At 61.3% G+C, this 25,719-nt stretch carries 16 protein-coding genes; all 16 read left to right on the forward strand.

The genetic code is table 11. From position 1 onward, the window contains the following. Positions 1-55 precede the first annotated feature (55 nt). The 16 genes from bcsE to ACLK1G_RS00405 all read left to right on the forward strand — a co-directional run bounded on the left by bcsE (position 56) and on the right by ACLK1G_RS00405 (position 25,357). Positions 56-1,600, forward strand: a complete 1,545-nt coding sequence (gene bcsE, locus ACLK1G_RS00330; RefSeq protein WP_420763572.1) for a cellulose biosynthesis protein BcsE — start codon at positions 56-58, stop codon at positions 1,598-1,600. Further along, positions 1,597-1,791 carry a cellulose biosynthesis protein BcsF gene (bcsF, locus tag ACLK1G_RS00335; protein WP_420763573.1) on the forward strand — a complete coding sequence of 65 codons (195 nt, stop codon included), beginning with the start codon at positions 1,597-1,599 and terminating at the stop codon, positions 1,789-1,791. The genes bcsE and bcsF overlap by 4 nt, the downstream gene beginning before the upstream one ends. Beyond that, the gene (bcsG, locus tag ACLK1G_RS00340; protein WP_420763574.1) at positions 1,784-3,403 is read left to right on the forward strand and encodes a cellulose biosynthesis protein BcsG; all 1,620 of its coding nucleotides are present in this window, start codon (positions 1,784-1,786) and stop codon (positions 3,401-3,403) included. Before bcsF ends, bcsG begins: the two co-directional genes overlap by 8 nt. Then, positions 3,400-3,624, forward strand: a complete 225-nt coding sequence (bcsR, locus tag ACLK1G_RS00345; RefSeq protein WP_420763575.1) for a cellulose biosynthesis protein BcsR — start codon at positions 3,400-3,402, stop codon at positions 3,622-3,624. Before bcsG ends, bcsR begins: the two co-directional genes overlap by 4 nt. Then, on the forward strand, positions 3,621-4,343 hold the full coding sequence (gene bcsQ, locus ACLK1G_RS00350) for a cellulose biosynthesis protein BcsQ (protein ID WP_420763576.1): 723 nt from the start codon (positions 3,621-3,623) through the stop codon (positions 4,341-4,343). Before bcsR ends, bcsQ begins: the two co-directional genes overlap by 4 nt. After that, on the forward strand, positions 4,340-6,931 hold the full coding sequence (gene bcsA / locus ACLK1G_RS00355; protein ID WP_420763577.1) for a UDP-forming cellulose synthase catalytic subunit: 2,592 nt from the start codon (positions 4,340-4,342) through the stop codon (positions 6,929-6,931). Before bcsQ ends, bcsA begins: the two co-directional genes overlap by 4 nt. After that, positions 6,928-9,222 carry a cellulose biosynthesis cyclic di-GMP-binding regulatory protein BcsB gene (bcsB, locus tag ACLK1G_RS00360; RefSeq protein WP_420763578.1) on the forward strand — a complete coding sequence of 765 codons (2,295 nt, stop codon included), beginning with the start codon at positions 6,928-6,930 and terminating at the stop codon, positions 9,220-9,222. Before bcsA ends, bcsB begins: the two co-directional genes overlap by 4 nt. Beyond that, a complete protein-coding gene (gene bcsZ, locus ACLK1G_RS00365; RefSeq protein WP_420763579.1) occupies positions 9,222-10,337 on the forward strand; it encodes a cellulose synthase complex periplasmic endoglucanase BcsZ in 1,116 nt (371 codons plus the stop codon). The genes bcsB and bcsZ overlap by 1 nt, the downstream gene beginning before the upstream one ends. After that, positions 10,325-13,279, forward strand: a complete 2,955-nt coding sequence (locus ACLK1G_RS00370; RefSeq protein ID WP_420763580.1) for a cellulose synthase subunit BcsC-related outer membrane protein — start codon at positions 10,325-10,327, stop codon at positions 13,277-13,279. The genes bcsZ and ACLK1G_RS00370 overlap by 13 nt, the downstream gene beginning before the upstream one ends. Before the next feature lie 60 nt (positions 13,280-13,339). Continuing rightward, positions 13,340-15,799 (forward strand): PAS domain-containing protein, encoded by a 2,460-nt coding sequence (locus ACLK1G_RS00375; protein ID WP_420763581.1) that lies wholly within the window; start codon positions 13,340-13,342, stop codon positions 15,797-15,799. A 328-nt stretch (positions 15,800-16,127) separates the two neighbouring features. Beyond that, complete coding sequence (locus ACLK1G_RS00380; RefSeq protein WP_420763582.1) at positions 16,128-16,517, forward strand: methyl-accepting chemotaxis protein; 390 nt, start codon at positions 16,128-16,130, stop codon at positions 16,515-16,517. Positions 16,518-16,855: 338 nt separating this feature from the next. Continuing rightward, the gene (locus ACLK1G_RS00385) at positions 16,856-18,757 is read left to right on the forward strand and encodes a TonB-dependent receptor plug domain-containing protein (protein WP_420763583.1); all 1,902 of its coding nucleotides are present in this window, start codon (positions 16,856-16,858) and stop codon (positions 18,755-18,757) included. Then, positions 18,754-19,287, forward strand: coding sequence for a YfiR family protein (locus tag ACLK1G_RS00390; protein WP_420763584.1), 534 nt, complete (start codon positions 18,754-18,756; stop codon positions 19,285-19,287). The genes ACLK1G_RS00385 and ACLK1G_RS00390 overlap by 4 nt, the downstream gene beginning before the upstream one ends. A gap of 4 nt (positions 19,288-19,291) precedes the next feature. Further along, positions 19,292-20,557 carry a diguanylate cyclase domain-containing protein gene (locus tag ACLK1G_RS00395; protein WP_420763585.1) on the forward strand — a complete coding sequence of 422 codons (1,266 nt, stop codon included), beginning with the start codon at positions 19,292-19,294 and terminating at the stop codon, positions 20,555-20,557. Between the two features lie 325 nt (positions 20,558-20,882). Beyond that, positions 20,883-24,731, forward strand: coding sequence for a PAS domain S-box protein (locus ACLK1G_RS00400; RefSeq protein WP_420763586.1), 3,849 nt, complete (start codon positions 20,883-20,885; stop codon positions 24,729-24,731). Beyond that, entirely contained in the window at positions 24,728-25,357 is a 630-nt protein-coding gene (locus tag ACLK1G_RS00405) for a response regulator (RefSeq protein ID WP_420763587.1), read from the forward strand. The genes ACLK1G_RS00400 and ACLK1G_RS00405 overlap by 4 nt, the downstream gene beginning before the upstream one ends. Positions 25,358-25,719 lie beyond the last annotated feature (362 nt).

The raw sequence follows: 25,719 nt of genomic DNA on the forward strand, positions 1-25,719 counted from the left end.
GCTTTACGAACTGCCCCGTCACGCGTTCATCACACATAAGGGGAGGGGCGTACGCTTGATTCATGTTTCCTTGGCTATCCGGGATCTGCCGGATGAGCAGTTGTTGATGCGTCAGGGAGGACTGTATTGGGTGTCTGTCGACCGTGCCCGTGATGTCGAAGCGTTGGCGCTCCAGAGCCTGGCCGCCTTGCCCGAGCGGCACCGGGCGAGCCTGGTGTGGTGTGGCTATCACCCCGAGCAAATGATAAGCGCCTTGGACGAGCGGTCCGGGCCCGACGAGTTGCGGGTTTTCGAAGTGTCCACGGCCGCCATTCGCGCGGCGCTCAAATCGCTGCCCAGCGAGTTGAAGCGTGCTGCAACGGTGCCGGGCAGCTTCGTGTTGTTGATGCTGCCGACCAGTGGCTGGCAGGCATTCGACGCGGTGCAATTGCGGCAATGGTGCAGCAGGGTAAAGCGCTGGTTGCGTGAACAACGCTGCACGCTCCTGGTGCTGTGCCATGGCGAGGCCCCGGATCTGCATGCCGAGCTGATTCGTCTCAATGAGCACTTGTCCGGTCTGGCGCAGTTGTATCGGCGAGACGGCGTTATCCACTATCAGTCGCACTTTTGGCACAACGAGCGAGGCGTCTGTGGTGCTCAGGCGTTCGAGCTCGATCTGCAAGCCTCGGGGTTCAGTCTGGCCCGGGCGGAACAGGCCGTTGCGCTACCGACACGCACCGATGACCAGCGCATCTATCTTGCCCAACGCGTCGTGCTGGAAGGTGCTACGGCACTGTCGGAACACTGGCGCCTATTCGAACGGCGTATCGACCTGCTGGAGCAGGCGGCCCTGGCCCGCGCTGCGAGCGTTGTCGTGGCTGTCGACAGCGATCAGCAGGTGGAAGTGCTGGCGCGAGAGTTATACGAACTGCGCGAACGCTGCGGTACGGCGTTGAAAATCGTTATCCGCGAAATGGAGCCCTGCCTGCGCTATCGCGACGAGCGTCTGTTGATGTCGTGTGGGGCAAATATCATCGTGCCTTTCGGCATTGCGTTATCCCGATTCTTCAGTCTGGTCGACAGTGTGCAGGGGCAGGTCTGGAGGCGCGGTCGCTTGGGGGGTGACCTTGAATCGCTCATCGAACGTCTGCGCGCGCCGAAGATGCGAGGCCTGTTGGCGCCTCGGGAGTTTCTGTCGGCCCTGGAACGGATTTACGGCGGTGCCGCCAGTGAAGTCGAACACCAACTGTTGCGGTTGAATCCGCGCCCGGCATTGACGATGGAGCATTGCCTGCATCAGATCAGCCTGCGCCGGTTCGGCGATATCGCCAGCGTGGTGGATGGGGTTTTCTATCTGTTTCTATTCGCTTGTCGTAGCGATGGTCTGGAAGCGGCGTTGGGCAATATCTGTCGCCTGTCATGGCGCAACCTGTTCAGCGATTGTCAGGCTCTCGCCGAATTCGATGACTTGCCGTATGAGGCGTTCAGCAATGCAGTCAGTCTGCCGCAGACGTTGCGTCTGGCCCCGGATCGCACCGACACACCGCTGCGCACGCAAGCACAGTTGGGTGCCTACACACCACAGCGGATCACGCTGGCCCTCGCGGATGCCTGTGAATGAATCTTCTTGAGTTGTTCCAATTGATTGCCGTAAGCAGTCTGTTGACGCTGGCGTGTGTGTGGCTGTTGCGCAGCGTTTGGCGTCAGGGGCAAGCATTGCTCCAGTCCTTGTTACCGCCGCGCTATCTGAAACCCCGCCGCTCGCCTCGGCGCGCTTGCCCGCCAGTGGTGCCGGAGGCGCCCCATGAGTAAGTTCGAACCGGTGATTGCCGCGAGCACGGCGCGGGTCTGGCCCGGCCTCGGGCACTGGAATCTGTATTTCATCGTCAAGTTCGCGTTGCAGTGGGGCGGTTATCTGAACATTCAGGTATTGCCCAACCTGTTGTTCGCGGCTTTTTTGCTGATTCCCTTACGCAAGCACTCCACTGTGGTCGTCCGTCGATTGCTCGCTGTGCCGGTGGCCATGGCGCTGTTCTATCGAGACACCTGGCTGCCACCTCTGGATGAATGGGTCGAGTTGCCCTCGGTTATGGACCTGTCCTCCGGCCACCTTTTGACATTGGTCGGGAACCTGATCGACTGGAGCTTTTGTGGATGGCTGCTGGTGTTGGTGATGGCGTACCTGTTCGTCCAGCCCTGGCTGCGCATGACCACATTGAGCCTGGCGGGCCTGGCGTGGTTGAGTGTGACTTATCTGGCGGCGTTGCCGCCAACCCACGGAGCGAGCTCGACCCGCGTCATGCCCTCGGTAGACAAGGTCACCCCCTCCAGCGTGGCTGTCGACGTTTACTTGAAGCAGTTCTACGACTCGGAGGCTGATCGGCGTGTCTCGTTTCAGCCTCCGACGGCTGCCGCCCAGCCTTTTGACCTGCTGTTGATCAACATCGATTCTATGTCCTGGGACGATCTGGATGCGCTCGGTTTGCGCGACCACCCACTGCTGCGGCAGATGGATGTGCTGTTCGACCGCTTCAATTCGGCCGCCTCCGACCAGGTCCCCGCAGCGCTTCGGCTGTTGCGTGCCGGGTGTGGGCAGCCACCTCGCCGTGACTTGTTCGTTCCGGCGCCGGAGTCTTGCCTGTTGTTCGATGAGCTGGGCAAGCAGGGGTTCGTCGGCCAAACGCTGCTCAACCACACGGGGCGTTTTGCGGGCTTCTTGAATGCCGTGCAAACCTTGGGTTCGTTGCCGGAGCCGGAAATGAATACCGGCCATTGGCAGCCCATGCTGTCAGGGCCGGACGGCCTGCCGGTGTGGCGTGATCGCGAGGTGCTGGGCGATTGGTGGAAACACCGCCAAGCGCAGCCTCAGGCACGGGTGGCGTTGTTCTATAACACCCTGACGTTGCACGAGGGTAATCAGATCGTGGCGGCTGATGGCAACGTCCGACGTGCCGACTACAAGGCACGAGCCCAGGTCCTGCTGGATGACTTGAGTGGGTTTATCGAACAACTGGAGCTCAGCGGCCGTCGCGTGGTCGTGGTGATGGTGCCGAACCACGGTGCGGCCCTGCGCGGCGATCGCATGCAATTCCCCGGCATGCACGAGATACCCAGCCCGTCCATTACCCAAGTTCCGGTCGGCATCAAGTTGATCGGCATGGGGCGCAATCCTCGGTCCATGCCGTTGCATGTCAGCGAGCCGAGTAGCTACCTGGCCGTGGCGCAGCTCATCGATCGGTTGTATGGCACGCCATCACCGGCAGCGGGCGAGCAGCCTGACTGGCAGCCGCTGCTGGCAGGCCTGGCGCAGGCGCCACTGGTTTCCGAAAGCGAAGGCAGCATCGTCCTCGATTACGCCGCAACGCCTTATGTACGGATCACGGAGAAAGACCCATGGCTTCCTTATCGTCCGGTGTCCCAATGAGCGCCAGGTTGATGTCGCGCACCGAACGGGCCGATGACATCGCGCGATTGAAGGTGGAGCTGCAATTGCCCGCCCTGAAATACGTCGACGTGTCGCTCCAGAGGGAGCTGCGCCACGCCGTGGAGCGCTGGCCGTTGTTCGCCGAACTCGAGCAGGCACAGCGTGCGCCGGGCGCGCGGGTGTCGTTGGCGCGTCGCGATGAACAGCCGGTGAGCGCATGACTTCGCTGGGGTTGTACGGACTACGGGGTGGCACCGGCAGCAGTTCGTTGCTGGCGGCGCTCGGGTATGCCCTGCACACCTTGGAGCAGCGCGTACTGCTGGTGGACATGTGCCCGGAAAATCTGCTGCGCCTGCATTTCAATCTAGCCGTCACGCAAACCGGCGGGTGGGCCCGGGCCTTGCTCGATGGCCAGGACTGGACCGATCAGGTCTGGAGCCTGGCGCCGAATTTGAGTGTGCTGCCCCATGGTCGCCTCATTGGAACTGAACGGGCTCCCCTGGAGCAAGCGTTGGACCGTCGGCCCGGACTCTGGGCGCGGCGCATGGACGCTTTGGCGCAACACTACGACTGGATCCTGTTCGATCTGCCTCGACGTTTGCCGTGCCGGGACGACGTTGTGTCGTGCCAATTGCAGATCCAGGTCATCGAAGCCGATGCCGCCTGCCATGTGTTGCTGCAACAGCAAGAGGAGAGGGCGGACAGCCTGTTGCTCAATCGTTTCGATCCGGCCAGCCAGGTTCAACGCGATCTCGCGTTGATCTGGCGTCAACACTACGATGCACGGTTGCTGCCGGTGACCGTGCACAGTGATGAAGCGATGCGCGAGGCGCTGGCCTGCAAGCAGCCGGTGGGCCGCTATGCGCCGGACAGCCTGGTGGCTCAGGACGTGCTGAGCCTGGCGGTCTGGTGCCAGGCGCACCAAGGTGAGCTGAAGTGATCGCTCGTTGGTTTCCTTATGGGCAGTTGCGCGATGAACATGATTGCCCGCCGCCGGTCGCCTTGTTGCTGGCCCTGTGGAGCCTCCTGGCCTGGTCGATATTGCGCTTGGAATCCCCCGCCTGGCGACAGCTGCTGGACCATCGCAAACGCTGGTATCCGCAATTCGCCGGCAAGACGCCGAGCCTCGGCGACCCGTTGCGTTATGCCCTGCAGAGCCTCTGGTTACTGTTGGTACAACCTGTCGCGCCAGAACGGCGTTCAAGCGTTTATCCATGGTGGTCGCGAGCCTCGGCGTTCCACCGAGCGTGGTGGGAGCGGCTGAGCAATACGCTCCAGCAACAAACCCGGCGTATTCGTGACCATTCAAGCGTTACCCAAGGGGTCCATTGGTGGAGGGGCCTGGAACGGCACCGCCAATGGCTGCTCGGTGGTTTTCTGTTCATGCAATTGATCCTGTTGACGCTGCTGTGCATCACCGAACCGTTCGGTTACGTGGAACAACTGGTCTTCGGGCTCCTGCTGTGGGGATTGGCCCTGCTGGTGCGGGGCATTCCCGGACGGTTCGCGACGTTGTTGATGGTGGTGCTGTCCGTCATCGTTTCCTGCCGTTACCTGTGGTGGCGCTACACCTCGACGTTGAACTGGGATCAACCCTTGGACCTGGCTTGCGGCCTGGGTCTATTGGCAGCGGAAACCTACTCGTGGATCGTGCTGATCTTTGGCTACATCCAGACCTGCTGGCCGCTGAATCGCGAGCCGGCGCAGTTGCCGGACGACACCCGTCATTGGCCGACAGTCGATCTGCTGATCCCGACCTACAACGAGGACCTCTCGGTCGTGCGGGGCACGGTTTATGCGGCGCTGGGCATTGACTGGCCGGAAGACAAGCTGCGCATTTACCTGCTGGATGACGGCAAGCGCGAAACCTTCCGCCAGTTCGCCGCCGAGGTCGGGGTCGGCTACATCATTCGACCGGACAATCGCCACGCCAAGGCCGGCAACCTCAACCACGCCTTGGGCCGCATCGACGGCGAGCTGGTTGCGATATTCGATTGCGACCACATGCCGGTGCGCTCCTTCCTGCAACTGACGGTGGGCTGGTTCCTGCGTGATCCGAAGCTGGCGCTGGTCCAGACGCCTCACCACTTTTTGTCGGCCGATCCGTTCGAACGCAACCTCGCGGTATTCCGCAACCGGCCGAACGAAGGTGAGCTGTTCTATGGCCTGATCCAGGACGGCAACGACATGTGGAACGCTGCGTTCTTCTGCGGCTCCTGCGCTGTCTTGCGGCGTTCAGCGCTGGATGAGATCGGCGGGTTCGCAGTGGAAACCGTGACCGAAGACGCTCATACCGCCTTGCGCCTGCACCGCCGCGGTTGGAATTCAGCCTATGTGCGCATTCCCCAGGCCGCTGGCTTGGCAACGGAAAGCTTGTCCGCCCACATCGGCCAGCGCATTCGCTGGGCCCGGGGCATGGCGCAGATTTTCCGTACCGACAACCCGCTGTTGGGCAAGGGCCTGACGTTCTTCCAGCGGATTTGCTACGCGAACGCAATGATGCACTTTCTCGCCGGCTTGCCGCGGCTGATATTCCTGAGCGCACCCCTGGCTTTCCTGCTGTTGCATGCCTACATCATCTATGCCCCGGCGCTGATGATCCTGCTGTACGTGTTGCCGCCGATGATTCATGCCAGCCTGACCAATTCGCGGATGCAGGGGCGCTTTCGACAGACGTTCTGGGGCGAGGTCTACGAGACGGTCCTGGCCTGGTACATCGCCCGCCCGACCACGGTGGCGCTGTTCAGCCCGAACAAGGGCTCCTTCAACGTCACCTCCAAGGGCGGGCTGATGGAGCACAACCGCTTCGACTGGAAAATCGCCCGGCCCTATTTGGTCCTGGCGGGGCTGAATATCATCGGGTTGGGGTTTGCCTGCTGGCGTTTGTCCACTGGGCCGGCCAATGAAATCGGTACGGTGCTGGTGAGTTCGCTGTGGGTCATCTACAACCTGCTGATCCTCGGCGCCGCGGTGGCAGTGGCCGCCGAGGTGCGCCAGGTGCGCCAGACGCACCGAGTGCAGACGCGGTTGCCGGTGGCGGTACGCCTGGACAGTGGTCATTCCTATCCAGGCATGTTGGTCGACTACTCCGATGGCGGTGTCGGCGTGGAGATCGATGTGCCGCTGGCGCTGCCGGTCGGAGGTCGCATTTCGCTGCTGATGCAGCGTGACACGCGAGAGTTCATGTTTCCCGGCCTGGTCAGTCGCAGCCACAAGCAATTTGTAGGCATCAACTTCGCAAATCTGTCTACCCGGCAGAAGATCGACTTCGTGCAATGCACCTTTGCCCGCGCCGATGCCTGGTTGAACTGGGGCGAAAACTACGTGCCGGACCGGCCGCTGCACAGCCTGATCGATATTTTCAAGCTCGGTACCAAGGGTTACTTCCAGCTCTATCAATTCCTGCCGTTGTGGGTCCGCCGTGTGGCCGGTCCGCCCTTGCGGCTGGTCGGATGGCTGTTGAGTTACCTGCCACGGATGCCGGCTTCATTCTTCTCGTCTTCATCTCGTTCTGTGAGCCCATCATGAGTCGCTATTTCCGTAGATCCCTGGTTGCCGGCCTGGCGCTCCTGGCCGTTGGTGGTGTGCAGGCCGAGGGTCTGGCATCGCCTGTGGCAGGCGCGTCGCCACAGCTTGAACCGGCCCCAAGCTGGAGCAATACCTACAGCTTTGGTCAATTGGGCCAGCCCGGCGACAATCTGCTGCTGGGTATCCATGACAGCGAACAGATCGAGTTCTCGTTGCGCCGCGACCGCATCGCCAGCGATGCGAGCTTGCGGCTGGAGTACACCCCGTCGCCGGCCTTGCTGCCGGTGCTGTCCCATCTGCGGGTCTATCTCAATGATGTGCTCGTCAGCACGTTGCCCATCGAGAAGGATCAGCTCGGGCGCAAGACGTTCCGCGACGTGCCGCTCGACCCATTGTTGATCACCGATTTCAACCGGGTGCGCCTGGAGTTCATCGGCCATTACACGGACATTTGCGAAGACCCGGCCAACAATGCGCTATGGGTCAATATCGGGCGCCGCAGCGAAATCGAACTGCATGAACAGGCGGTGTCGCTGAAAAATGACCTGGCGTATTTCCCCCTGCCGTTCTTTGACGCGCGGGGCCAGGAAAAACCCACATTGAGCATGGTGTTCGCAGCGGCGCCGACATTGGGTGAGCAGCGCGCGGCGGGCGTCCTGGCGTCTTACTTCGGCAGTCGGGCCGGTTGGCGAGGCATGCGTTTTCCGGTGCTGTTCGACCAGTTGCCCGAAGCCGACGACGGGACGGCGACCACGCCGGCCATCGTCTTTGCGACCAATGACCACCGCCCGTCATTCCTGGCTGACCTGGAGCGTTTTCCAAAGGTGCAAGCCCCGGTGCTGCAAATCATCGAGAACCCTCGCGCGCCGCACAGCAAGGTACTGCTGGTGCTCGGCCGCAATGACGAGGACCTGCTGGTCGCAACGCGAGCATTGGCGCTTGGCGGCGATTTGCTGCGCGGTTCGCGAGTGACGGTGGACAAGGTGCAGCAACTGCAACCGAGGCAGCCCTACGACGCACCCAACTGGATTCGCACCGACCGTCCGGTTCGCTTCGCCGAGTTGATCAGTTACCCCGGGCAACTGCAGGCGAGCGGCTTGCGGCCGGCGCCGATCAGCGTCGACCTGAACCTGCCACCGGACCTGTTTGTCTGGCGCAGCCAGGGCATCCCCCTGAAGCTCAATTATCGCTACACCCCCAGCGTCGTCACGGATGAGTCACGGCTGAATATCAGTCTCAACGATCAATTCATCAGCAGTTTCCCGTTGCCCGCCAATGACAGTTCGAAGCTGCAAGGGCTGCGGCTGGCGGTGCTGTCCAGTGATCCGGCCAATCCCACCGAGAAGGTGTTCGTGCCTGCGTTGAAAGTCGGTGAGCGCAACACGCTGCGTTTTGACTTCAACTTCGCCAGCACGATCGGCAGTGCCCAACGGGATCATTGCCAGACGAGCTTGCCGTCCAGTAATCAGTCGACGATCGATGAAAACTCGACGCTGGATTTGTCCGGTTATCACCATTTCATCGCCATGCCGGATCTGAAGGCTTTTGCTCGCAGCGGTTTTCCGTTCAATCGCATGGCCGATCTGTCGCAAACCCTGGTCATGGTGCCGCCCCAGGGCAGCGCCGTACAGATCAGCACCTTGCTTGAAACCCTGGCAACGATCAGCGCGCGTTCCGGCGCGCCGGCGCTGGGCCTGCAATTGTCCGATGATTGGGGCGTGGCCGCTCGCACGGACGCCGATCTGCTGGTACTTGGCGGGTTGGGCGCGGGCGTCGGCGACAGCGCGAATGCGAACCTGATGCTCAACCAGCTCAACGATTGGCTGCTGGAGCCTTCCCATCAGGTACTGAACGGCTCGTCGGCGCGCGCCGGGCAGCTCAACGACTACAGGGAGCAAGCGGCCCATCGGGTCGAGGTGTCGGCCCAGGCGCCGATTGCCGCCTTCGTCGGCCTCAAGTCGCCGTTTCACGAACAGCGCAGCATCGTTGCGCTGCTTGCCCACGACGATACCGATTACCAATTGCTGCGCGATACGCTCGCCGACGGCGCGAAGATGGACGCCGTGGCGGGTTCGGTAGCGTTGCTGCGTAGCAGTGGCGTGGAGAGCAGCCAGGTGGGTGAGCAGTACTTCGTCGGCCATCTGCCGTGGTGGTTGTTGCTCTGGTTCCAGCTCTCCGAACACCCGGTGCTGTTGGCGATGACGGTGGTGCTGATCGTGCTGCTCATTGCATTCATGTTGTGGCGCTCGCTCAGTTGGGTCGCCCGGCGGCGCCTGGCGGGCCGGGAGTGATGGGCGTGAGAGGATGGCTGGCGCTGCTGCTGACGTTGAGCGTGATGGCCCCGGTCAATGCGGCCCAGTGCGGCTGGCCGGCGTGGGACAGTTACCGGCAGGCCATGATGAGCCCTGAGGGACGGGTGATCGACGGGTCCACCGAGCAGCGGATCACCACATCGGAAGGGCAGAGCTATGGCCTGTTCTTCGCTTTGGTGGCCAATGACCGGGCGAGTTTCGATCGGCTGTTGCGCTGGACCCAGGACAATCTGGCCGGTGGCGATTTGGCTCGCCGGTTGCCGGCCTGGCAATGGGGTCGTGACAAACAGGGGCAATGGAAGGTGCTTGACGCCAACAATGCCAGCGATGCCGACTTGTGGATCGCCTACAGCCTGTTGGAAGCCGGTCGGCTATGGAAGCGGCCTGACTACGAAAAGCTGGGGCTCAATATCCTCTGGCTCAGCGCGGCGCAGAGTCTGCGAAAACTGCCGGGACTGGGGTTGATGCTGCTGCCGGGCGGGCAGGGCTTCGAGGGGGCAGACCACTGGCGCTTGAACCCTAGCTATCTACCTCCGCAGATGCTCGCACGCTTTGCCCAAGTGGCTCCGATCTGGGCCGAGCTTGCCGATAATTCCCAACGGTTGCTGATCGAGGGTTCCCCCCAGGGGCTGGCCCCCGACTGGCTGTCGTGGCGAGCGGGGCAGGGTTGGGCGGTCGATAACGTGATGGGGCCCAAGGGCAGCTACGACGCCATCCGGGTTTACCTTTGGGTCGGCATGCTGGCCGAGCAAGCACCGGGAAGGCGTGAATTGCTCGAACATTTCCAGGCCATGCCAACAATGATCAAGCGCTTGGGGGCGGTGCCGGAAATCCTCGACACCCGCGCCGGCACCGATGCTGGCAAGGGCCCGGTGGGTTTCTCCGCGGCCATGCTGCCGATGTTGGCCGGCACACCTGATGGCGGCGAAACCTTGAAGCTGCAACGTGAGCGGCTGCGTCAGGAACCGCCCGCGCCCGACGCGTATTACAACCAGTCCCTGGTCTTGTTCGGACAGGGCTGGGACGAGCGGCGATACCGTTTCGACAAACACGGACGGCTGCTGCCGAACTGGGCGGGCGCATGCAAAAAGTAACGAAGTGGGCGCTGCTGTTGGCCGGGTTGTGTGGACCTGCCATGGCCCAGTCCTCCGGCCCGGTTGACCAGCAACAACGATTCCTGGAACAGATGCGTGTCGGCGAAGCGCTCTACCGCGAAGACCTGGTCCGTGACGCCTTGGCGCGCCTGAATCTCATCGCTCCCGACCTGCCTCAAGTGCTGGTGGCCGGAATCCGCCAGGCGCTGTTGCAACAGGATCAGGCGCAGGCCGAGCGACTGCTGGAGCGGTTACAGCGCCAAGCGCCGGACTCACAGGAACTGCTCCAGGCCCGCAGCCTGTTGACGCTGCAAAGCGTGGACGGACAAAAAGGCTTGAGTCAGGCCCGCAAGTTGGCCCAGGCGGGGAAAGCGCAAGAGGCGCTCGGGGCGTACCGGCAATTGTTCGGTGATGCCCCGCCGGATCTTTCCAGCGCCCTGGAATACTGGCGAGCCCGCAGCGCCATGGCCGGACAGCAAGCGATAGCCCTTGAGCACTTGCAAGCGTTGGATCGCCAGTACCCGGGAAATATCGGGTTGCAACTGGTGCTGGCCAACTTATTGATTGCCCAGAAAAAAGAGACACAGGGGTTGGCGATCCTGCATCGTCTGGCAAGTAATCCCCTGGCGAGCAATGCGGCCGCCGAACAGGAGTACAACTATTTGGGTCGGCTGCCGATCAGCCCCGCGAGTGTGCAGGGCTGGCAGGGCTTCCTGGCTCATTATCCCGATTCGCCACTCAAGGAAGCCGCCGTCGGTCAACTGCTGCGACAGCAACAACGAATGGCTGATCCTGCCTGGCAGGTCGCGACCAAGCGCCAACGCCTAGCGAAAGTCGTCGATCATTATTCGGTATGGCTGCGCCAGGGTGACAAGGCCTTGCAGCGCAAGGACCTGGCCGCCGCCGGGACGGCCTATCGGCAGGCGCGTAAGGTGAAACCGAACGACGCCAGGGCGCTGATCGGCCTGGCCGCCGTCGCCCAGGCCAACGCCGATGACATCGGCGCCGAAGCCTTGCTGTTGCAGGCGCATCGGTTGCAACCGGACAATCTGGCGGTGACCTGGCCGCTGGTGAATCTGTACCAGAAGCAGTCGCCGCAAAAGCTTGAGCCGTTTCTTGACAGCCTGCCTCCTAATCAGCCTCGGGATCTAGTCGCGTTGCGCCAAAGCCTACGGCTCGCGCGCTTGAACGCGTTGGCCGATGCCGCCACGCAACGGTCCGATTGGGCCGAGGTCAGTCGCCTGTTGCTGGAGGCTCGGCCGCTTGACGAGGACAATCCCTGGCTGGCTTTCCGGCTGGCCAACGCACAACGGGCGTTGGGGCAAACGGATGCGGCCGATGAGAGCCTGCGCCGCTTGCTCCAGCGCCAGGGGAGTAATCCCGAGGCACGTTATGCCCAGGCCCTGTACCTGAGCGCCGACGGGCGGGACAGCGAGGCTTTGCAGACATTGGCGCGCATCGCGCCGCAGGCCTGGAGCCCGGCCATGCACGAGCTGGACGAGCAGTTGCAACGTCGCCGATCGTTGGCGCAGGCCAATGCATTGCACGACGACGCGCGGCTCAATGCCGGGCATCAACCGCAACGGGCATTGGACCAATACGCCCGGTCGATGGCGGCAGTAGGTTTATTGACCCCCGCCGAGGCCAACCCACGCAATGATCGAGCGTTGACCCTGGCCAGTCGGAAAAAGGACGGCGATGAGGGATTGCCCCGCAGCTTGCGCGAGGAAGTCGACGCGCTGTATCAGCAGCAGAACCCCACCGTGCATCTCTACCACGACATCGCCTGGCGTTCCGACAACACCACGCCGGGCACGTCCGATCTGCTGGCTCAAACCTCCATCTTGCGCATCGACGCCCCCGTCGCGGCAGGGCAGGGCTTTGTCCTGGTCGAAAATATCGATCTCGATGCCGGTCGATTCGACACCGATGCCGATGGCCTGCACCGAGAGCGGTTCGGCACCTGCGCGATCCGCTTGCGTGACCGGGCAAGCGGGGCGGTGGTGTCCGACGGCTGCCGAAGCGACACCCAGCGCGCCCGTGGCCATACGATGGCCGTCGGCTGGCACGATGAACACTGGGCCTTGGATGTCGGGCATTCCGCCGAAGGGTTCCCCGTCTCGAACTGGTTGGGCGGCGTCAGCTTCGCCAGTGACTGGCGCACCCTGAAATGGAAACTTACGGCGTCTCGCCGCCCCGTGAGCGATTCGCTGCTGTCCCATGCCGGTGCCGTCGACCCAGTCAGCGGCGTGCGTTGGGGCGGTGTGACCAGCAATGGCCTGAGCCTTGACGTCAGTCATGCCACCAGTGCCGTGGATGGTTTCTGGGGCAGCCTCGGCGCGCATTGGTTGCGGGGCGAAAATGTGGCCGATAATCAGCGTCGTTCCGCCATGGGCGGCTACTATTACCACGTGATCGATCGCGCCGATGAACGTCTGACCTCCGGCCTGACCCTGATGTACTGGGGGTATGACAAGGATCTGAGCGAGTTTACGTTGGGCCAGGGCGGTTACTACAGCCCCCAGCGGTACTATTCGGTAGGGGTGCCGCTGAACTATGCCTGGCGCAACGCCGACTGGTCGGTGCGCCTGGACAGTTCGGTCGGCTGGTCGTTCGCGCGGACCGAGGCCAGCGCGCTTTATCCGCTCGAAGGCGCGGGGGCGAAATGGCTGAGTAGTGTCGAACAGGCGGGCTTGATTGCCGACGATATCGGCCAGGTGAAAGCCGGGAGCAGCACCAGCGGCGCCAACGTTCGTGTGCAAGGATGGGTGGAGCGTCGTCTGTCCGACCACCTCGTATTGGGCGGCGGGCTGGCATGGCAACACAGTGAGGACTACGCGCCGAGCCGCGCGCTGCTTTACTTGCGCTACACCTTCGACCCTTGGCAAGGCAACCTGCCTTTGCCGGTGGAGCCTATAACACCTTATGCGCAGATGCGCTGATCGTCAGGTGTCGGGCGGGTCAATCGCTGCCATCGGAAGATGGCGGCAAAGGAGTCGATGATGGCGCAAGAAATCCCTGAGGTTGTTCCTCATAGGCATTCGCTGACAACACGCGCCCTGCGGCTTGCCACGTTCCGCATCGGCCTGGTATCGCTGGGCGCGGGGGCGATTTCCTACTATGTCAATTCCACCTCGATAGAGAAGGACGTGACCGGGCAGTTGCTGCTGTCCACCGAGCAGACCCTGCAACGCGAATCCTTGCCGTTTCGGGAAATCAAGGACCTGCAGCGCAACTTCCTCGAGGAGTTCAAGCGGACTCTGGCCCTACCCGGCATGCGGGCCAAGCTGGTGGATGACTTCAAGCAGATTTTCTATCGCCACGACGATGGCTCTTATACGCAGCGTCCCGGTTTGTTCGAAGGAGAACCCTTGGCCGATGGGCGGCGCTTTGCCAGGATGTCGGCCACCTATGCGCCCGACATTCCGCCCAGCGACGACACCCGTGCGCGGTTTGCCTTGTCGTATCTGCTGTCCTACAAGTACGGATCGAGTAGTCACGGCCGGCTGTTCAACTTCTATGGTGTGGTACCTGAGAAGGGCTTTCCCATCTACCAGGACGCCGACATCGCCAAGGTATTCACTTATTCGGGGCCGGAAGCCCTGAAGCTCGAAACCTATGAGTTCTACGCGCGCGGCTTCGGTACGCCCGGCAACGACACGCTGTTCACGCGGATGTACTGGGATTTCTCCAATAATGCCTGGATGACAACCATCGCCACGCCCGATGTGGCCGATGCATCCGGCAGGCACCAGATCCTCGCCAGCGTCGATGTGTTACTGGATGAGCTGATGGCGCGCACCGCCAAACCCGGGGTGCAGGGCGCGTACAGCAGTCTGTTCATTGCCGATGGCGAAGGCACGCTGATCTACCATCCCACCGCCATGGAGCAAGTCAAAAGCAGTGCCGGCACGGCGTCCATCCGTTCGCTTGAAATGGTGCAAGACTTTCCATTGCTTGAAGCCATACCCGCGCTGACCCAGGGCCATGCGCGGATTATCCAGACCCGTGACGATATCGTCGCGATGGGCCGCATTCCCGACACGCCTTGGGTGCTTGCGATCCACTATCCCCGAACGCTGATGACCCCGGCCATTGTCGATAACCTGGTCATCGTGGTCGTGCTCGGACTGCTGACGTTGTTGGTGGAGATCCTCATTCTGCGTTCCATCCTGCAGAAACAAGTGGCCATTCCCTTGTTCCGGTTGATTGCGGCCACACGGCAGCTCGGTGCGGGCAAGGAGCGCCTGTGTCCGGAGCAGTTGCCGATCCAGTCCGCCGACGAAATCGGTGAACTGGCCCGGGCCTTTGGCAACATGGCCGAGCGGGTTCAGGGCACCCACGATCATCTTGAGCACGAAGTACGTGACCGTACGCGCGAAGCCCGACATCTGGAGGCTATTGCCGAGGAACGCAAGCGTGCCGAGAAATTGCTGTTGGAAAGCGAGCAGCGTTATCGGGATATTTTCAACAGTTCCCTTGACCCTCTGTTTTTGCTCGAGGTGACCGACCAGGGGTTGCGTTTCATCGAGGTCAACCCGGCCCTTGAGTCGGCCGTGGGCGTGGCGCGGGCCGAACTGATCGGCAAGACGATCGAGCAAATGCTGGCACCCCAGGCGCTCGCCAGCGCCATGGCAAAGTATCGACGCTGCATGGACAGTGATGCGCCGCTCGACGAAGAGGAGGAAGTCGAGCTGCCTGCCGGCCTGCGCACATTCCACACCACATTGATACCTGTACGTGACACTCGTGGACGCGTGCAGCGCGTCGTGTGTATCGCTCGCGACATCACTGAGCGCAAACACGCGGAGCGTGTACTCCACAGCTATCGCGAAAGCACGCGTGAAGAAGAGCGCAAACGCATCGCCCGGGAAATTCATGACGAATTGGGACAACAACTCACGGCGTTGCGCATGGGGGTTTCCCTGTTGCGCCTGCAATTCGGCAGTGGTCAGCCGCTGCTGGTGGAGCGGGTGCAGGTGCTCATGGGGCGGATCGACGCGGTCATTCAGGTCGTTCGTAACGTCGCTACCAGTCTGCGTCCGGCCGCGCTGGACATGGGTTTGATCCCGGCGCTCGAATGGCTGGTCTCCGAGTTTTCCCACAATGCCGGTATTGCGTGCTCACTGCGGGCCTCTTCCGATCCATTGGAGCTCGACGATGAACGGGCCACCGCCATTTTCCGTCTGATCCAGGAGTCGTTGACCAACGTCGCTCGTCATGCCCAGGCAAGTTGCGTGGAAATACACCTGCAACGCAGTGACGATCACGTTTTCATCGAGGTGCGAGACGACGGCAAGGGCTTTGATCCGAAGCAGTTGTCCAAGCGCACGCTGGGCATGCTCGGCATGCGTGAGCGAGGGCAGATGCTCGGCGGAACGGTCAACGTGGACAGCGCCCCGGGACAGGGCGTGCGCGTGCAGGTCGCGATCCCGTTTCGAACGGACCTGGAACTTCCCTGATCGGTGTGGTCCTTGTCCTGCCGGACTATCAGCCGTGCCCGATGATTGCGGGCTCAATCGCCCCCATGCTGGGCAGCGTGCACGACAGGGCGATCGTCCTGCGCGATATCCTGTTGATCGCCAACAAGGCCGAGCTGCCCGCGGAGCTGGAAAAGATCAGAATCCTGGCGCAGAACTACAGCAGTTCGGCCGAAAAGCTCGACCAGACGTTTGCAAGTCGCTCCGATATCACCTTGGAGGACCCAGATTTCCCATGGGACGGACGAGCCGGCGCGCCTGCTCAAGGCCTTGGAAAGCATGCAGCAAAGCTTGCGCAGGACGATCCGAGGTGCGAAGCCTGGCCCATCGCACCCAGCAATCGACACTGGAAATCGAAGAGATGGTGGCCGGCATCCGAACCGATATTCAGGACGCCGTATTGCTGATGAATGGATGTACGCGCAAAGCCGACCACAGTCTGGAGGTCGCTCGTTCGGCCGGAGAGGCGTTGGATGAAATCACTCAGGCCGTGGAGCTGATATCCGAGGGTAATCGCGTCATTGCCGGCGCGATGCAGCAGCAGGCAGAGGTTGCTCGAGAAGTGGACAGCAACTTGCTGAACATTCGCGATTTCTCGGTCCAGGCCCAGGACGTGGCGGTGAAGACCTTCACCACGACTCGGCAGCTCAACCAGCTCGCCGGGAATTTGCGCGAAATGATGAAGAGTTTCGTTATCTAGTGGCCTGTGTGGCTAATTCGTGTACTCAAATTAACCGTACAGGCCACTAGCGGCGCTCGCTGGTAAGGCAATTCCTACCGAGCGCGGACTTTCCCTTAGGTCAATATAAGCCTGGGCCGATGGTGCCGCCGCTCAAAACGAGGCAGTCTGCCATCATTCATCCGTCGCAGTGATTCATGACGGTGTTCAGTCGCTCGCTTGAAGCGTCCGGTCCGGTCAACCTTGCGGCTGACATCGGTTTCATCTGAAGCCAACGCCGACCGGATCAGAAACGCCAGCGTCAAGATCCAGAGAATCCTATCCAGATCATGCCATCTCACCCCGTCGCTCCGATGTTCATGCGATCTACATTGCAGAGTCTCTGCCTGTCGGGTTTCTGGCTGTTGTCACGGATGGCGACCGCCCAGGATCTGACGGTCATTCCGTTCGAGCAACTGCTCGAGACCAAAGTCGTGGGCGCGGCCCAATTCTCTCAGCAGCTCACCGACGCGCCGTCGGCCGTTTCGGTGGTTACGGCGGAAGAAATACACCGCTTCGGCTACAGGACGCTGGGTGAGATCCTCAATAACATGCGCGGCCTCAACATCGGCTTTGACGGGGCTTACTATTTTCTTGGCGGGCGTGGCTATGGTGCTCCTGGCGAGTACGCAGGACGCGTCATGTTGCGCATCGATGGTCAGCCGGTTGCCGACAACATCTTCAGCCAGATCTACCTCGGCGAGGATGGGCTGCTCGACACCGAGCTGATCGACCGCGTCGAGTACGCACCAGGTCCGGGCTCGGCGCTGTACGGCAACAGTGCCTTTCTCGGGGTGATCAACGTCGTGACGCTCAGGGGGCGCGATCTGGACGGCAGCCAGGTCGCCATGACCGCGGGCTCGAACCAGGATCGCAAGGTCCGCGCCAGTTGGGGTACGCGTCTGGACAACGGTGGGGAGTGGTTGGTCTCGACCTCGGCGTCCCAAGCCGAACTTCCTGATACGCCGCTCGCTGACGGTGCCCTGCGTGATGCTGAGGACGGGAAGCGGTTGTTCATCAAGGGGTCCCAGGATGCCTGGAGCATCGAGGGCGCATTCGTCGAACGCGGGCAACAGGAACTGACGATTCCCCTCGATTCCCATTGGGATTTTTCCGATCGCAACGACTTCTTGAAGCTTGGCCACGATGCCGACTTCGGGAGTTTTCGTTCATCCGTGCGGCTTTCCCACGGCCGTTATCTTTACCGCAGCGCCTATCGCGAGCCCATCGATGATGGGCGCCATTTCATCGAGGACATTCGCGCGGACGGCCGGTGGTGGGATCTGGAGGGCACGGTCAGTAGCGTCGCGCTTTCCGGACATCGCCTGGTGCTGGGCAGTGAATACCGCAACGACTACCGTCAGGATCAGCAAATACACCAGTATTTTCCTCGCCTCGACGAACACGAAACGGATCACAGCGAGACGTCGACCCAAACGTTCAGCCTTTACGCCCAGGACGAAATTGCCCTGCGCCATGACCTGAGCCTGAACCTGGGCATGCGCGTCGACCAGCGCAGTGGCCAGGATTCAGTGACCCGTAGCAACCCTCGGATGGCCTTGCTCTATACAGGCCTGACGGACACCACATTGTCGGTATCCCACGGCAGCGCTACGCGCTTTGCGAGCCGGAACGAGACGACCCTCAATGATCTCCCCGCGGTCGAGTCGGAGCGTGTCACCACCACCGAATTCGTGGCGGACCACCGCCGGGGCGATTTCCGCTTGTTGGGCACTCTCTATCGTTATCGCATTACCGATCCCGTCGGTCGTTTCTCGGACCCTTCGCTGGAGCGGATCGATACCCAGGGCGCGGAACTCGAAGCCCAATGGCAATGGCGCGAGATCCAGCTCAAGGGCAGCCATGCCTGGCAGCGTTCGGAGGACAATCTTGGCCGTGATCGAGTCAATTCACCCCGACACTTGAGCAAACTGCAGGTGTCCGTGCCGCTGGCAGAGGAGCGGCTGCGGGCCAGTCTCGCTGCCCGGTACGTGGGGCGCAGGCTGGTGGCGCCGGGAATAAGTACCGGCGGCTATACGATCACCGACCTGACCTTCACCAGTCGGGATGTGATGCCTGGGGTGAGCGTTACCGCCGCGGTACGCAATCTCTTCGACCGGCGTTACCTCGATGCCTCTCTCTTCGATGTCCAGAACAGCGCCGATCTTTCCGAGCGTGGTGAGCGTAGCCTGTGGTTGAGCGTGGGGTATGCGTTCCAATGAAAATCGCCGCGCGCCACCTGTTGGTCTTGGTTGCCCTGTACCTGTCCGCCCAAGTGGTGAGGGCCGACTCGGGAGTGGATGAACGCGCCATGAAAGCGGCCTATTTATACAATTTTGCCCTGTTCGCCGAGTGGCCAACGTTGCCTGACGTCAATTTTCAATTGTGCGTGCTGGGCACCACGCCGCTGGACGATGAGCTCGCCCAGTTGCAAGGCAAGCGTGTCCAGAACGGCCTGCCCATCACCATGCGCCGGGTTCTGCCTGATGATCCGCTCACGGGCTGCCAGGTCCTTTATATCGATGAACACAACCGTCGTTCCCTTGATTCTCTGCTGCGGCAACTGGCCGCGACGCCGGTGCTGACCATCACCGATGCCGCCGGTTTCGCCGATCAGGGGGTCATGATCGAGATGCGAAGGCAGGGCCAACGTATTGTGTTCGACGTCAACCTGATTGCGGCGCGACGGGCGCGCCTGGGCTTCAGCGCTCGACTGCTCAAGCTTGCCAGCTTTGTAGCGGACAGGTCTTGAGCACATGGCTCGTCTACGTTTCGAGGATCTCCCTTTGCGCGCCAAGGTCATTCACACTGGGTTCAAGCTGACCTCGGCCGCCATGGCGGTGCTGTTGGTGACGCTGCTGAGCTACCAATTCATCAATCAGCGCCGTGCCCTGGCGGAGGACATCACGGCTCACGCCCTGGTGGTCGGCAGTAATGGGTCGGCGGCGATCGTGTTCGGAAACGCCGACGAAGCGTACGAAACACTGGTCTCCCTGCGACACGTCTCGGATATCACCTGGGCAGCGTTCGTGCTGAACGATGGGCGTGAGTTGGCGATCTATCGGCGTGACCCGACCGAAGAAGTTGTGAATCATGATGGGATCGAAGAAATCGGCTGGCGGTCCCTGCTGGTGCGTCGGCCGGTAGAGCTCCATGGCAAGACCATCGGCAGTGTCGCGGTGCATGCAAGCTTTGCCTCGCTCTACCAGCGCCTGGCGTTGCAGGCCCTGTTCGGCGCGTTGGCGGCCGCGGCGGCCTTGTACTTGTCCTTCGTTCTCTCCCAGCGAATGGCGTCCAGCATCGTGCAACCGTTGCAGAACCTGGTAAAACTGACCGAGCGGGTGCGCGCTTATCAGGATTTCAGTCTGCGAGCGACGGTCTATGGAAACGACGAGACCGGCCGACTCGCTCGCAGTTTCAATGACATGATGGATCAACTCGAAAGTCACGATGCGCGCATCAGTGCCGAGCTGCAACAGCGTCGATTGGCACAGCAGCAGTTGAATCAACTGGCCTATCAGGATCCGGTAACCGGGCTGTACAACCGCCACTACTTCAAGGAAAAGCTCGAAACCGCGGTCGCGGAGGTGATGCGCTACGCTACATCATGCGCGGTGTTGTTCATCGATCTCGATGACTTCAAGATCGTCAACGATACCCTCGGCCACGAGACCGGCGACAGCCTGCTGATCCTGGTCGCCGAGCGCCTGCGGGAAACGTTGCGCAGCACCGATGTGGTGTGCCGGATCGGCGGCGACGAGTTCGCGGTCATCCTGGAAAATGGGGTGAATGCCGATCAGGCCAGGCAAGTCGCGTCCAATATCGTCGCCGCGCTGTCCAGCCCCTTCTACATTGAAGGTCGGCGGATCGGCGTCGGCGCCAGCCTGGGGATCAGCCTGTGTCCCGATCATGCCACGGACACCGCAAGTCTTCTGCGCAAGGCGGATATCGCCATGTATCAAGCCAAGGGCAGCGGTAAGAATAGCTATTATTTATATGATCTCGCCTCGGAAAATGTTTGAGCCTGTCTGTTGGTCCTGCCAATACCGGGCTCCACTAGTGGCCTGTACGGTTAATTCGAGTACTCAAATTCGAGTGCCAGGGCTTGCCAGGCAAGGCGCCATGACGAGTCGTAGCCCGCTACGGCGAGGAATGGCAACGCAGGCTGGCAAGTTCTGGCGCCGAAGTTGGGTGCACGAATTAGCCACACAGGCCACTAGGCGTTAAGTCGTATGACAAAAAGCCGAGCGATGCACCATACTCCGGGCAGGTCTTGATGAGCTTGCGTCGTCACCGACCGAAAACCGACCGGTCCTTGTCCATAAGCAACGCTAGAGCGAAGTGCTGATGAAGCTCTCTATGGAAACGGATATTTCCCCCCCACGGATGGCGCAAGCCCGACTCTTCGATGCCGTCTTCGATCTGGTCTCGGCGGCGCTGGTGCTGTTGGACGGCCAGGGCCGGATAGTGAAAGCCAACGGTGTTTTTGCTGAGTTGTTCGGCTACGCGCCGGCGCAACTGCCCGACGTTGATATCCAGGCGTTGCTCCACGACCCTGATGGCAGGTTTCCGCGTGCCGTGGATGGCCGAATCGTGCCGGCTCACTTCGCCGGTGCAGCGGTTGAACTGCGCTATCGACGCCAGGACGGCAGCGTACTGCTCGGGCGCACGAAGTCGACCGTGGTCGAGGGGTGGCTTCTTTGCGAGATCGAACCGAGTGCAGCGGCTCGAAGCCTGGACGCATGCCTGGAGCAGGACCAGTGGCTGCAGCGGATCGTGGAAACGGCGCCGGGCATCATCGGCACTTTTCGACTGGGTTGCGATGGCGAGGTTTCCATGCCCTGGGCCTCTCCAGGCTACGAAGAATATTATGGGGTTAGCCGGGAGGAGCTTGAGCATGACGCCAATATCCTGTTCGAGCGTATTCATACCGAGGACCTTGATCGAGTCAGGGCATCGATTGCCGAATCGGGACGTACGCTCAGTCCCTGGCAATGCGAATACCGGGTACACCATCCGCTAAAGGGCGAGATCTGGCTCGAAGGGCGTTCTACGCCAACGCTGGAGGCGGATGGCTCGATTATCTGGTTCGGTTTCCTGCACGACATCAGTGAGCGTAAACGCATCGAACAGGCATTGATGGACAGCGAAGAACGCTTTCGTCTGGCCTTCGAGTCCGTTGCCATCGGCATGGCCTTGCTGGGACTCGACGGGCGCTGGTTGCGCGTCAATCGCTACTTCTGTGAGTTGCTCGGTCGCGAGGAAGATGAGCTACTCCAAACCAGCAGCCAGGCATTGACTCATCCGGATGACTTTTCCGAGGAGCTGGAATGGGGCGGGTTCCTCGCCAGGGAGGGTGTTTCCTACCTGCGAATGGACAAGCGTTACCGGCACCGCAACGGCGAGTATGTGAGGGTTCAACTCACCGTTAGCGCCATCCGGGGCGCCGACGCCACGCCCTTGTATTTCGTCGTCCAGATAGAAGACCTGAGCCGTCTCCTCAAAGCCGAAGAGCGCCTGTCCTTGCTGGACCTTGCGCTGAGCCATGTACACGAGGCCGCCTACCTGATCGACCGCCAGGCCCGGTTTCGCTATGTCAACGACGAAGCCTGTCGAAGCCTGGGCTACAGCCGCACGGAACTGCTCGGCATGACCGTCGCCGAAATAGACCCGGATTGGACGAATGAGCAGATACTGGAGGACTGGAACTATGCCGGGCAGCGAACGCCCGAGATCATCGAGAGTCGTCACCTGGCCAGCGATGGACGCATTTTTCCTGTCGAGCTGAGCATCACTTATCTAGAGCTGGACGGTCAGAGCTACAGCCTGGAACTGGCCCGTGACATCACCGAGCGCAGGCGCCTGCACGCGGCGCGCCAGGAAAGCGAGAAGCGCTATCGGGAAGTCTTCGACAACAGCTCCGACTGCCTCTACCTGTTGGAAATCACCGAAGATCGACAGTTCCGATACATAGAGGTCAATGCAGCCTTCGAACGCGTGTCGGGGCTTGACCGCCAAGAACTGATCGGTCGCTGCCTGGGCGAGATCGTGCCGCGGGCAGGGCATAAAGTCATGGAAGGTTTGATGAGCTGCCTGGCCCGTGGCGAGATCATCGAGTGGAGCACTGAACTCGATCTTCCGGCCGGGTCCGTATCCCTGCACTCGACGTTCATTCCCGTCCGTGACCAACAGGGATCCATCTATCGGATCGTCGGGATCAGTCGCGATATCAGCGAACGCAAGCGCATGGAGCTTCGCCTGCTGAGCAGTGAGCAGCAGTTCCGCGCATTGGCGGAGAACTCGCTGAACATGATTATCCGTTACGACCTCGATTGTCGACGCACTTACGTCAACCCCGCTTTCGAACGGTATACGGGTATACCGGCTGCCCGAGCGTTGCTAACGCCGATCGAGGATGGCTGGACCGCCAACATGGCGGTGGAGGACTATCTGGGGCTGTTGCGTCAAGTGATACGTACCGGCGAACCGCTGGAAACCGTTCTGGAGTGGCCGAACGCTGCAAGCGGAGAAAGGGTGGTGCACGCCTTCCAGATAAACGCCGAGCGAGGCGCGGACGGATCGGTGACCAGCATTTTGGTCAAGGGTTACGACATCACCGCGCTCAAGCGTCACGAGCGCCTGGAGGAGGCCCGGCTTTGCATTTTCGAGCGCCTGGCGCAGGGCGCTCCGCTGGTTGAGGTTTTATCGCTGGTGACGGCTTATATCGAGCAGGTCCGGCCGGAATTTCTCGCCAGCATCAGGCTGGTGAGCGATGACGCTCGCCATTTGCGCCTTATTACCGCATCAAGCGTGCCGGCCGACTATCTACAAGCGGTGGGGGATATCGACATCTCGGAGGAGGGCGACGCAGCGGCCTGGCGTAACTCTACGATCATTGTCGAAGACATGAGTGTCGATCGTTGCTGTGCCGCCGTCAGGGGGCCGGCCGTCAAGGCCGGATTGCGAGCCTGTTGGTCGGAGCCGATCAAAGACTCCTCGGGGAAGGTCCTGGGTATCTTCAGTATCTTTTTACGCCGGCCAGGCAGGCCAACCGACAGCGACCTCAAATTGATTTACCAGGCCAGCCACCTGGCTGCCATCGCCATCGAGCGTAAATACGCCGAGACGCTGCTGCGCGAAAGCGAGAAGCGTTACCGGGATATTTTCGATCACACCCCCGATGTCATTGCCCGCTTCGATTCCAAGTGCCGCTTCCTGTACGTCAACCCGGCGATGGAAGGCATGCTCGATCAGTCGCAGGGGGCTCTGCTCGGTAGAACATTCAGGCAGGTATCGCCCGGCTCGGGTCTGGCACGATCCTTCCAGGGCAAGGTCGAGCAGGTACTGCGCAGCGGTCAAGCCGGCGAAGCGGAGCTGACGCTGGATCTACCGGCAGGACAAGACTCCGAGCCGGTCTGTTATCAGGTCCGTCTGGTACCGGAGCGCGATAAAAAAGGCGCGCTGGTCGGTATTCTCACCGTCGGTCGCAACGTCAGTGCCTGGCGCGCGGCGGAACGACGACTCAAGGAGTCCCACGCGCAATTGCGTCTACTGTCCAGTCGTCGTGAAAGCACGCGCGAGGAAGAACGCAAGCACATCGCTCGGGAAATTCACGACGAATTGGGGCAGCAGTTATCCGCGTTGCGCATGGGCATTTCGTTGCTGCGCCTGCAATTCGGCAATGACCAGCCGCAGTTGGTGGAGCGTGTCCAGGTCTTGATGCTGCGGGTTGACGAAATACTTCAGGTCGTGCGTAACGTTGCCACCAGCCTGCGCCCCTCCGCGCTCAACATGGGCCTGATCTCCGCGCTCGAATGGCTGGTGTCCGAGTTCACTCGCAATACCGGCATCGAGTGTCGGCTCAAGGCACCCTCGACTCGACTGGCACTCGATGACGAGCGTGCCACCGCGATCTTCCGGGTGATCCAGGAGTCCCTGACCAATGTCGGTCGCCATTCCCGTGCCAGACGGGTGAATATTCACCTGGAGCACGATGCCGAGCACTTGCAGATCGAAGTGTGTGACGACGGTCGGGGGTTTGATCCTCAACAATTGCCCGAGGGCACGTTGGGGTTGCTCGGCATGCGTGAGCGCGGACACATGGTGGGGGGAACGGTAATCATAGACAGTGCACCCGGGCAGGGGACCCGTGTCCGAGTGTACATTCCCTTTCAGCCGGGCCCGGAACTCCTATGATACGACTGATGATTACCGACGATCACGCCATCATGCGTGAAGGTCTGAAGCAACTGTTTGCCCTGGCGCCCGATGTGCGGGTCGTCGCCGAAGCGGAAAACGGTGCGATGTTGCTCGAGCAACTGCGAGTGACCGAGATCGACCTGCTGCTGCTCGACATGAGCATGCCGGGCATCTGTGGCGACGATCTGGTGGCGCGCATTCGCTTTCACTATCCGAAGTTGCCGATTCTTGTGCTGAGCATGCACAACGAGGTGCAGATTGCCCAGCGTGCGTTCAGGTCGGGGGCTTCAGGCTATCTGACCAAGGACCGTGACCCCGAAACCCTGCTCGCGGCGATTCGTCGGGTAGCGGCTGGAGGTCGGTACATCGATGCCGGGCTGGCCGAGCAAATGGCATTCGCCGCCAGCGGGTTGGGCCCCCATAGCCAGCACGACGGGCTCACCGACCGAGAACTGCAAGTCATGCGTCAGCTTGCCCAGGGGCTCAGCGTCTCGCGGATCGCCGAGGAGTTGGCGATCAGCCACAAGACCGTCAGCACCCACAAGGCGCGCCTGATGGAAAAGATGGGGTTCACCAGCACGGCCGATATCGTCCGCTATGCCATCAAGCATGGGGTGCTCTGAACCACCCTAGAACGTTGCCTCCATCCCATTCAAAAATTCCCTCTAAAAGCCTCCCGGGCATCCATTGCCCACCTGATCGAGGCGCTCGACGACGAGCGCCCCGGGCACCTGTCTTCGTCTTTTTTTTCGCCATCCGCGGTGGCCCGGCGCCGTTGAATGAAGTAGGGCGATTCCTACCGAAGTCGCCGTGGTGCCTACGGTAAAACCAGCCTGGTCCGATGGTTGGGTCATACCCAAGCTCTGCATGATGGGTGGGTGGCATTGTGCCGCCAGATTTTTTGACGCAAGACGGCCGGCGTTCGCCGCTGCTATCAGTTCCGGCCGTTGGAGGAGAGTCCAGATTGAGCGCAACAATCAACACC

The sequence above is a fragment of the Pseudomonas algeriensis genome, from assembly GCF_048847255.1.
GTDB lineage: Bacteria > Pseudomonadota > Gammaproteobacteria > Pseudomonadales > Pseudomonadaceae > Aquipseudomonas.

What these genes read in the sequence shown, in the direction of transcription:
- ACLK1G_RS00400 (WP_420763586.1), top strand. Translation starts at nt 20,883, where the DNA reads ATGAAGCTCTCTATGGAAACGGATATTTCCCCCCCACGGATGGCGCAA.
- bcsB (WP_420763578.1), top strand. Translation starts at nt 6,928, where the DNA reads ATGAGTCGCTATTTCCGTAGATCCCTGGTTGCCGGCCTGGCGCTCCTG.
- ACLK1G_RS00370 (WP_420763580.1), top strand. Translation starts at nt 10,325, where the DNA reads ATGCAAAAAGTAACGAAGTGGGCGCTGCTGTTGGCCGGGTTGTGTGGA.
- ACLK1G_RS00385 (WP_420763583.1), top strand. Translation starts at nt 16,856, where the DNA reads ATGCGATCTACATTGCAGAGTCTCTGCCTGTCGGGTTTCTGGCTGTTG.
- bcsG (WP_420763574.1), top strand. Translation starts at nt 1,784, where the DNA reads ATGAGTAAGTTCGAACCGGTGATTGCCGCGAGCACGGCGCGGGTCTGG.
- ACLK1G_RS00395 (WP_420763585.1), top strand. Translation starts at nt 19,292, where the DNA reads ATGGCTCGTCTACGTTTCGAGGATCTCCCTTTGCGCGCCAAGGTCATT.
- bcsQ (WP_420763576.1), top strand. Translation starts at nt 3,621, where the DNA reads ATGACTTCGCTGGGGTTGTACGGACTACGGGGTGGCACCGGCAGCAGT.
- bcsF (WP_420763573.1), top strand. Translation starts at nt 1,597, where the DNA reads ATGAATCTTCTTGAGTTGTTCCAATTGATTGCCGTAAGCAGTCTGTTG.
- ACLK1G_RS00405 (WP_420763587.1), top strand. Translation starts at nt 24,728, where the DNA reads ATGATACGACTGATGATTACCGACGATCACGCCATCATGCGTGAAGGT.
- bcsR (WP_420763575.1), top strand. Translation starts at nt 3,400, where the DNA reads ATGAGCGCCAGGTTGATGTCGCGCACCGAACGGGCCGATGACATCGCG.
- ACLK1G_RS00375 (WP_420763581.1), top strand. Translation starts at nt 13,340, where the DNA reads ATGGCGCAAGAAATCCCTGAGGTTGTTCCTCATAGGCATTCGCTGACA.
- ACLK1G_RS00390 (WP_420763584.1), top strand. Translation starts at nt 18,754, where the DNA reads ATGAAAATCGCCGCGCGCCACCTGTTGGTCTTGGTTGCCCTGTACCTG.
- bcsZ (WP_420763579.1), top strand. Translation starts at nt 9,222, where the DNA reads ATGGGCGTGAGAGGATGGCTGGCGCTGCTGCTGACGTTGAGCGTGATG.